Origin of the sequence: Nodularia chucula CCY0103 (assembly GCF_963923915.1) — a bacterium.
Classification (GTDB): domain Bacteria; phylum Cyanobacteriota; class Cyanobacteriia; order Cyanobacteriales; family Nostocaceae; genus Nodularia; species Nodularia chucula.
The window spans coordinates 1-7,926 of record NZ_CAWUOL010000145.1; the positions used below are offsets into that span (position 1 = coordinate 1).

Annotated in this window: 8 protein-coding genes and 1 tRNA gene; 5 read left to right on the forward strand and 4 right to left on the reverse strand. The window is 41.5% G+C overall.

Features of this window, described 5'->3' with window-relative positions; all coding sequences use genetic code 11:
• Positions 1-151 precede the first annotated feature (151 nt).
• Together ACM0OP_RS23205 and ACM0OP_RS23210 are read right to left on the reverse strand one after the other, a co-directional pair.
• On the reverse strand, positions 152-2,572 hold the full coding sequence (locus tag ACM0OP_RS23205; protein WP_414530770.1) for a sucrose synthase: 2,421 nt from the start codon (positions 2,570-2,572) through the stop codon (positions 152-154).
• Positions 2,573-2,983: 411 nt separating this feature from the next.
• Positions 2,984-3,056 (reverse strand) — tRNA-His (locus ACM0OP_RS23210).
• Positions 3,057-3,180: 124 nt separating this feature from the next.
• Between ACM0OP_RS23210 and ACM0OP_RS23215 the strand changes: the two genes are divergently transcribed.
• From ACM0OP_RS23215 to ACM0OP_RS23235, 5 genes are all read left to right on the forward strand, one after another.
• Entirely contained in the window at positions 3,181-3,561 is a 381-nt protein-coding gene (locus tag ACM0OP_RS23215) for a DUF4359 domain-containing protein (RefSeq protein WP_414530771.1), read from the forward strand.
• A gap of 80 nt (positions 3,562-3,641) precedes the next feature.
• Entirely contained in the window at positions 3,642-4,370 is a 729-nt protein-coding gene (locus ACM0OP_RS23220; protein WP_414530772.1) for a sirohydrochlorin chelatase, read from the forward strand.
• A gap of 201 nt (positions 4,371-4,571) precedes the next feature.
• On the forward strand, positions 4,572-5,666 hold the full coding sequence (locus ACM0OP_RS23225; RefSeq protein ID WP_414530773.1) for an RRXRR domain-containing protein: 1,095 nt from the start codon (positions 4,572-4,574) through the stop codon (positions 5,664-5,666).
• 62 nt (positions 5,667-5,728) lie between these two features.
• Positions 5,729-6,508 (forward strand): uroporphyrinogen-III C-methyltransferase, encoded by a 780-nt coding sequence (gene cobA / locus ACM0OP_RS23230; RefSeq protein WP_414530774.1) that lies wholly within the window; start codon positions 5,729-5,731, stop codon positions 6,506-6,508.
• A gap of 14 nt (positions 6,509-6,522) precedes the next feature.
• Positions 6,523-6,960: a GNAT family N-acetyltransferase gene (locus ACM0OP_RS23235; protein ID WP_414530775.1), complete on the forward strand. Its 438-nt coding sequence runs from the start codon at positions 6,523-6,525 to the stop codon at positions 6,958-6,960.
• A gap of 17 nt (positions 6,961-6,977) precedes the next feature.
• Here ACM0OP_RS23235 and ACM0OP_RS23240 read toward each other — a convergent pair whose 3' ends face one another.
• Positions 6,978-7,349 (reverse strand): hypothetical protein, encoded by a 372-nt coding sequence (locus tag ACM0OP_RS23240; RefSeq protein WP_414530776.1) that lies wholly within the window; start codon positions 7,347-7,349, stop codon positions 6,978-6,980.
• A gap of 86 nt (positions 7,350-7,435) precedes the next feature.
• Positions 7,436-7,926, reverse strand: a 491-nt coding sequence (locus ACM0OP_RS23245; RefSeq protein ID WP_414530777.1) for a tetratricopeptide repeat protein, incomplete at its 5' end; no start/stop codon positions are given.

A 7,926-nucleotide genomic window follows, 5' to 3' on the forward strand; every position in this document is an offset into this window, starting at 1 on the left:
TATTTTGTACTACTTTGATGGCTTTTTTTATCTGTGACAGTTTAGGGTGCGGAATGTGGGATATAGTTATGACATTGGGCGAATTTGCTGAATTATGGGAAAAACTCCCTACTCCCTACTCCCTACTCCCCACTCCCTACTCCCCAAATTCTTAGCGGTGCTGATGCTGTTCTAATAATGCTTTCGCTTTGGGTTTGTAAATTAAATAGAACAAGGCTTCTAAATACCGTAATAAGTCTTCGCGGTTTTCTTTGGAGGTAAAGTTCCAAAAGCCATAAATCCGTGCTAAGGATAATAGCTTGGTGGTGTGAATTTTCCAGGTATATGTACTCAATACTCGGTTAATCCCTTCATGGGAAATAGCATCCCAATACTGAGGACTTTGATCACATTTGCTCACAAATTCTAAGATTTTAGCGGCTGTTTCTTCTAAATTTGTGGGGTTAATATAAAAGCCATTTACCTTATCTTGAATAATTTCTAACGGTCCACCAAATTGGGTAGCAAAAGTTGGTAGTCCGGAAACCATAGATTCTAAAATTGTTAAACCAAAGGCTTCAAATAAAGCTGGTTGGACAAAGATACCTTTGCGGTCAGCAATTACCCGGTAAATTTCACCAGAATCAGATTTGCTTAAGCGCACACCTAACCAACGAATCTTACCGTAAAGATTGTACTGTTCAATGATTTGATAGAGTTTGATAATTTCGTCCCGTTCTTCGTTGTCGCCGGAATCTTCTATCCGTAATTTACCAGCGATTAAAATTAAGTTGCAATGTTCTTGCAATTCTGGACTTTGACCATAGCATTCTGCTAAACCTGTGAGGTTTTTAATCCGGTCAAGACGGGCTACGGAGAACAGAGGGCGCTTGCTGGGGTCATCTAATTTACCAAAGATTTGCTGAGGATCTTCCAAGTTAAAGAGGATATCCGCTAGGCGATCGCAATCAGCTTCCACTCGGTCTGCGGTGCGGGTATAGGGGAAGTAATAACTCTCGTTGACTCCAGGAGGTACAACGTTAAATTTAGGACTAAATAATTCAATTCCGTTAACTACGTGGTATAACTCCGGCATGGTAAAGCATTTGTAAGACTCGTACTGTCCCACACTATCGGGTGTCCCGACAATTTCTTGATAGGTACTGCTAATCACGAAGTTTGCAGCATTCATCGCAATCAAATCAGCAGTGAATTGCAAGGAAAAATGATATTTATCTTCTAATTCTTCCCAGTACAGGTTACTAAACAGGTATTTGGATTTTTCTAAAGCGTGGGCGATGTTACACTGAGTCACATTCATCCGTCGGGCTAAGAGAAAGGCTACCAAGTTACCATCAGAGTAGTTACCAACGATTAAATCTGGTCTACCTTGAAATTCTGCCAAGAGTTCTTTTTCCGAGTCAATAGCAAAGGTTTCTAGATAAGGCCAAAATTCAAACCGGGAAATCCAGTTTTGGGTGATATTGGGATTAAATTCCCGCAGAGGTACGCGCAAAATCCAGGCGTTTTCTGTCCCGTGAACTTTTTCTAACCGTTGATTACACAGTGTCCCGTCACTATTAGGAATCAGACGAGTGAGAATAATTACCTTTGGTTCCACGTTCAGCCCATTTAAACCAGCTAACTCAGCATCTTCTTGGAGTTGCTTTTCTAGATTTTTAGCTTGGTCGAGGACATAAACCACTTGTCCACCAGTATCAGGACGACCGAGAACCCCTTCTTGACCGAACCAACCATGCGCCGATACCAGGACGATTCTAAAAATCATCGGGATGCGAGAGATAAAGGCTTCAATGGTTTGGGGGTCAGGAGAATCAATTAACTCATCTAAAATATCCAGGGTGTCACCTACCCGCTTGGCTGTGTTACCCCAACCCGGTTCAAAACCCATCATTTGCAATTCAAAGCGGAATTGTTCGTAGGGTTCGTCTTTGGGGCGACGATTGACAAAGGTAATGGCTTTTTTAATTTGGTCAGAAAGTTGGTGTTGAGTCTTGATGCGATCGTTAATCAGCAACTGTACACCGTTGTAATGGTGGAGACGCAAGAAATTTAATAAACTCTCCAGTAATTGCTTTGAGTCTTGAAATATTTTGCTGGATAGATAGCGGTTGAGAAATTGTACCCCTTTACCAATGTTTTTCGGGTCGCGGATAATTGGGGTGTAATCATAGAAGGGGCCGAAATCCAGTTCTAGTAAATCACCTTCTTGGGGATTAAATTTATTTACGAAGCGATCGCGTAGATCCAGTAATTCCTCTACTGTCATTGGCTCAACATTCAAATCCTCTGTTAGCCGATAAACTTCCTGACTAGCAATTTTAGGACGAATGATAAAACAAAGATTGGAATCTTCTTGAATAATTTCCTGAGTATAGTAAATTAGTTTGCCTAAGCGAGAAGCAGCAGCAGTCGTTTCTGACTTATCGGATTTGGAACAATAATCAATAAATACATTTAGGATGTCGTTACGCAGCAGGTAATTTTTTTCTTCCTGGCGTAATTGACTCAAAAACGAACGCAAATCGCTTTTTTCTTCACTATCCAGGATCGCTTGGATTAATTCAGACATGGAAACCCCTAAAGTTAAACTTGCATTTTGACTAGCAGGACAGAGTTCACACCTCATCCTTAAGTCTCATTACATATAAACACAAATCAATACAGACCCATTTTCTATCTGTGTTCCAGAAATTAGCCATCAAAAGGCCTCTTGCTTCGTGCTACTCTTTACTCAGAATATATGATACTCAGTATTTTTTGACTCTAACTCAAGACTGACAATCTCTCATCCTATTGGCAGAGAAGCTCTATGTGATGATTTGCACACAAGGTTACAGAAATATTATCAGTCAATCCCAAGTTAGTGATTCGTGATTAATTTTATGCCCCATAATCGTTGCACATGATATCACTGCATCACTATTGAGATATATAAATTCTCAATCTATACAAAACAGATTTCACTATTCCATTAGAATAGGGCGAACGATGGGACTCGAACCCACGAATGGTGGTACCACAAACCACTGCCTTAACCTCTTGGCTACGCTCGCCATTCAACTCTCATGATTATAGCACCCTACTCAAAAAAAAATCAAGGGTTTTTTTTCCAGGAACGGATTTTGTTGATTTAGAGTCTTGGGACTCCAATAACCATAGAGAATCAAAGGGAGACAGATGAAACCAGTAACTATCATTCTCGGTTCCGCAGCAGTGGGACTAGCAGCTTTTGGGGTGGCTATGGCTACGACTAATCCTTCTCAGGCTGAATATGAAGCGTATGCCACACAACGGCTTACAGAATATGTCAAAGAGGACTTTTGCGGTAAAACCACAAATTTTTTAGAAAATTTAATTAAATCTCAGTGCGACAATTTGGTAGATCAAGCCAGTCCCCAAATACAGCAAATTTTGTCACGCAGTACAGAAAAGCAAAATTTCGTGATTTTTACGGTTTATCGGACGGAATTACAACTCAGTTCCCTGATACCTGGGTATAAATTTGAAACTTTGGGTGCATTAAATAAATTTTATACTTATACTGCTGAAAAAAAATAGGCCTAATGCCTAAGTGAGTAGTTTAAATCTGTCTGGAAACTGCTGTATCTTGGTTGGTGTCTCATTTTCCTGGCGATTAGATGAAATCTGCGTATTTACTAGTATCCCACGGTAGCCGTGACCCTCGTCCCGAAGTTGCTATGCAGCAATTAGCCGAGTTGCTATCTCAAACATTTGGTAATATCAAACCTCCGGTAGGTATAGCTGCATTAGAATTACAACCACAGCCTTTACATCAGCAAATCATCAAATTTGCCCATAGTGCTTTAGTGGAAGGGGTTGGTTGTTTGGAAGTTGTACCCCTATTTCTGCTACCGGGTGTTCATGTCATGCAAGATATTCCTGATGAAATTGCTTTGGCACAACAGGCTCTGGGTAAAGATATAATTATTAGGGTGCGACCTTATTTAGGTACTCACCCAGGTTTAGTACAGTTGCTGTCTCAGGAAATGGCGGCGATGTCAGCTGAAGGTACAATTTTATTAGCCCACGGTAGTCGTCGTCTTGATTCTCTGAAACCAATAGAAACTCTAGCGGCTAAATTGGGCGCTGTTACTGCTTATTGGGCTGTGGCTCCTAATTTAGAATCACGCATACAAGAATTTTTAACTGTGGGAAAAAGGGAAGTTGCTATTTTGCCATACTTTTTATTTACAGGTGGCATTACTGATGCGATCGCACAGTCCATAGAAAAGTTAAAATTACAATTTCCTACTGTCACTTTCCAACTGGCGGAACCTTTGGGAGCAAGTGCAGAATTAGCTGAGATGATTGGGGATTTAATAGATACTTCACTAACCCCGCCCTAAAAGTGCGGGGATTGTCTAAATCAATTTAGACAACGCAAAAAGTGAATACCGCATTGAGACACAGCTTGGTACGCACTTCCAGATACTGCCCTAGTCTGGACTATTTGCAAGCTTAATTGGTTAGGCGTTGGGTAAAGCCAAGACATCTTAGCTGTGTTGCGGGAAGGGAATAGAACAAGTAATTGGGTTATACCAAAAAAAATGCGAGTACCTGTCGTAGATCAAAACCACCAACCACTCATGCCCACGACACCTACACGGGTGAGAAAATGGATCGCATCCGGTAAAGCGCTCAAACGCTGGTCTGATTGTGGACAATTTTATGTCCAACTGAGAGGGGAACCATCTGGACGAGCAATCCAAGATATTGTCATTGGGATTGACCCAGGCAAAAAGTTCTCTGGAATTGGTGTCCAATCTGGCAAATTTACTCTTTACACGGCTCATCTGATTTTGCCATTTCAGACAGTACGTGACCGAATGGACGCAAGGCGATTAATGCGGCGTGGTCGCAGAGGAAGAAGAATCAACCGCAAGGTGGATTTTTCAAAACGCGCACATCGCCAAAAACGCTTTGATAATCGTCGTCAAGGCAAGGTGGCACCATCAATACGTGCTAATCGTCAATTGGAACTCAGAATAGTTTCCGAATTATCCAGAATCTACCCAGTCTCAGAGATCAGATACGAGTACGTCAAAGCAGATGTGGACTTAACTAGTGGACGCAGAAAAGCGAAATCTGGTAAAGGCTTCTCACCTGTAATGGTCGGGCAGAAGTGGATGTTAAGTCAGTTAGAACAGTTTGCCCCAGTAGTTCCAGTTGAGGGATACCAAACTGCGTCAACTCGTAAATACTTGGGACTAGTCAAGAATCAAGTAGATAAATCTCAGTCCGAGTTTAATACTCATGCGGTTGATGGTGTAGCAATTGCCGCTTCATTTTTTGTGGAGTACCGACAATATCAGAAGGCAAAGGTTGATGGTGCTGATTGGTTTGGCAATGTCGTGATTACGCCTGCTGTATTCCGGGTGATTCGTAGACCACCTTTTTCGCGTCGCCAACTTCACTTAATGCTTCCTGCAAAGGGTGGGACGCGTCGTAAATACGGGGGTTCTGTAACCCGTCATGGATTACGTAAGGGTGATTTAGTGACATCCCCTAAAGGTATCGGCTATGTGTCAGGAGACACTGAAAAACAAGTATCTGTCAGCGATGTTAACTGGAAACGGTTAGGACAGATTGCTTCTAGCAAAGTGCAGTTAATTCGTCGTTCCAACGGGTTAATTGTTACCTAGAAGATACGTATAAAGCCGTCCTTCACTTCGCTAAAGGACGGGGTTTCAGACCCATTTTTTTGATGAGCCGCACAGAGAAAGCAGCGCCAGGGTGTTTGGGTAAGGTTTATTTATTAGGTGCGGGGCCTGGAGATCCAGGACTGATGACCCTCAAGGGTAAGGGTTTATTAGAATGTGCAGATGTGGTAATTTATGATGCTTTGGTCAGTCCCCCTATTTTGGCGATGATTAACCCCCAAGCTGAAAAAATCAACGCTGGTAAGCGTATGGGGAGACATTCATTATTACAAGCAGAAACTACAAATTTATTGATTACCAAAGCGCGATCGCATTCTGTAGTTGTGCGCCTCAAGGGTGGAGACCCGTTTATTTTTGGTCGCGGTGGCGAGGAAATGGTAGATTTAGTAGCCGCCGGCATCCCTGTGGAAGTTGTGCCAGGTATTACATCTGGAATTGCCGCTTCTGCCTATGCTGGTATACCTTTAACTCATCGCCTCTATAGTTCATCAGTGACTTTTGTGACTGGGCATGAGTCAGCAGGTAAGTATAAACCCCATGTGAATTGGCAGGCGATCGCGCACGGTTCGGAAACCATTGTAATTTATATGGGGATTCACAACCTGCCTTATATTGTGGAAGAGTTAAATCAAGCTGGGTTGGATTTAGAAACGCCCATAGCCTTAGTTCGTTGGGGTACACGACCAGAACAAGAAGAATTAATTGGGACTCTAGCAACCATTAATCAGCAAGTTGCAGAAACTGGATTTAGCGCTCCGGCGATCGCAGTCATTGGTTCAGTGGTAAATATGCACAGTATTTTATCTGGTTGTCGCCCTGTTTGAAATAAAAAATAGCAATGACTTTTGCAGAAATTGAGTATCAGGACAAAGCCGAACTTAGCCGTAATCAAGTAATCAATCTTTATTCGGAATGTGGATGGTCATCAGCACAGAAGCCTGAGAAACTTTTGTTAGCACTTGCCAACTCGCACACAGTGATTTCAGCATGGCATCAGAATTTGCTGATTGGTCTTGGTAATGCCATTTCAGATGGTGCTTTGGTTGTTTACTACTCTCATTTATTAATATTGCCAGCATGTCAAAAAAGAGGCATAGGACGGGAGATTATGAAACGTCTACAAAGTCGTTATATTAATTTCCATCAGCAAATATTACTGTCAATAGATCATGCTGTTCCCTTCTACGAAAAACTTGGTTTCCAGGATTCACAAGGTGTCACACCAATGTGGATATATGATGGGAATGATATTGATGTTGCCAAAAAGCATGATTGATAGTCACGTTCAATTAATTATAGTTTAGCTGAATCAAATTCAATACCACGACGGGCAAAATATTTATCAATGTTAATTTGTACAAATAAATCCTTGAGTTCTTCGGCAATCTCTTGAGGTGGATTTCCTGATAAAGCTATTGCAATTAAACGTTCTGCTGCTGCAATTTCTCCACAGTCAATCGCTAAAGTAGCCGCACTACGATGTAAGACTGAACGTGTTGGTTCTGCTACCAGATTATTTATGATTAATTCTGCTGCTAATCGTTCTTTTTGAAATGCTTGTTTGGAGAGTTGTAAAGCTAAAACAGAGTCGCCTTTGAGTTTAGCAACTTGTGCCATTTCAGCGAAATCCATCGCTTGTTTATGTAAATCTTGAATTTGGTTCATTTTTTCACTACAAAACACAAAGGTTTACTAAACTCAACAACTACAATGTAAACTGGTAGATTGCCATCAACAGAAGATATCAGTTTTCATCTTTTAAATTGGGAACGGATTAAACGCCATAAAAGTAGCAGAATAAACCATACAAGGGCAAAGGGAAAGGCTATCAGCCCAAAAATGAAACACAAAATCAACTGTAACCGACCACGTTGAGCGAATTTTATTATTGCTTTTTCCCACCGAGGATAAGGCATTGCTTCAATGGGAAGCCCAAGTTCTTGAAAAATTTGCTCGGCTTGATCCGAGGCTGCAAATGCTTCTTGAATTTTGCCACACCGATGATAAGCAATACTCAAACCCATCAAGGAATTACCTTCACGTAAGCGATCGCCTATTTCCCGTTTGATATCCAAAGACTGCTGGTAAAAATCAATCGCCCGTTGGTACTGTCCCAGTTTATTGTAAACATTGCCTAAATTGCACAAGGAATTACTTTCACCATAGCGATCGCCTATTTCCCTACTAATATCCAAAGACTGCTGATGGAAATCAATCGCCCGTTGGTATTGTCCCAGAGAAT

What these genes read in the sequence shown, in the direction of transcription:
- ACM0OP_RS23205 (WP_414530770.1), bottom strand. Translation starts at nt 2,572, where the DNA reads ATGTCTGAATTAATCCAAGCGATCCTGGATAGTGAAGAAAAAAGCGAT.
- ACM0OP_RS23215 (WP_414530771.1), top strand. Translation starts at nt 3,181, where the DNA reads ATGAAACCAGTAACTATCATTCTCGGTTCCGCAGCAGTGGGACTAGCA.
- ACM0OP_RS23220 (WP_414530772.1), top strand. Translation starts at nt 3,642, where the DNA reads ATGAAATCTGCGTATTTACTAGTATCCCACGGTAGCCGTGACCCTCGT.
- ACM0OP_RS23225 (WP_414530773.1), top strand. Translation starts at nt 4,572, where the DNA reads ATGCGAGTACCTGTCGTAGATCAAAACCACCAACCACTCATGCCCACG.
- cobA (WP_414530774.1), top strand. Translation starts at nt 5,729, where the DNA reads ATGAGCCGCACAGAGAAAGCAGCGCCAGGGTGTTTGGGTAAGGTTTAT.
- ACM0OP_RS23235 (WP_414530775.1), top strand. Translation starts at nt 6,523, where the DNA reads ATGACTTTTGCAGAAATTGAGTATCAGGACAAAGCCGAACTTAGCCGT.
- ACM0OP_RS23240 (WP_414530776.1), bottom strand. Translation starts at nt 7,349, where the DNA reads ATGAACCAAATTCAAGATTTACATAAACAAGCGATGGATTTCGCTGAA.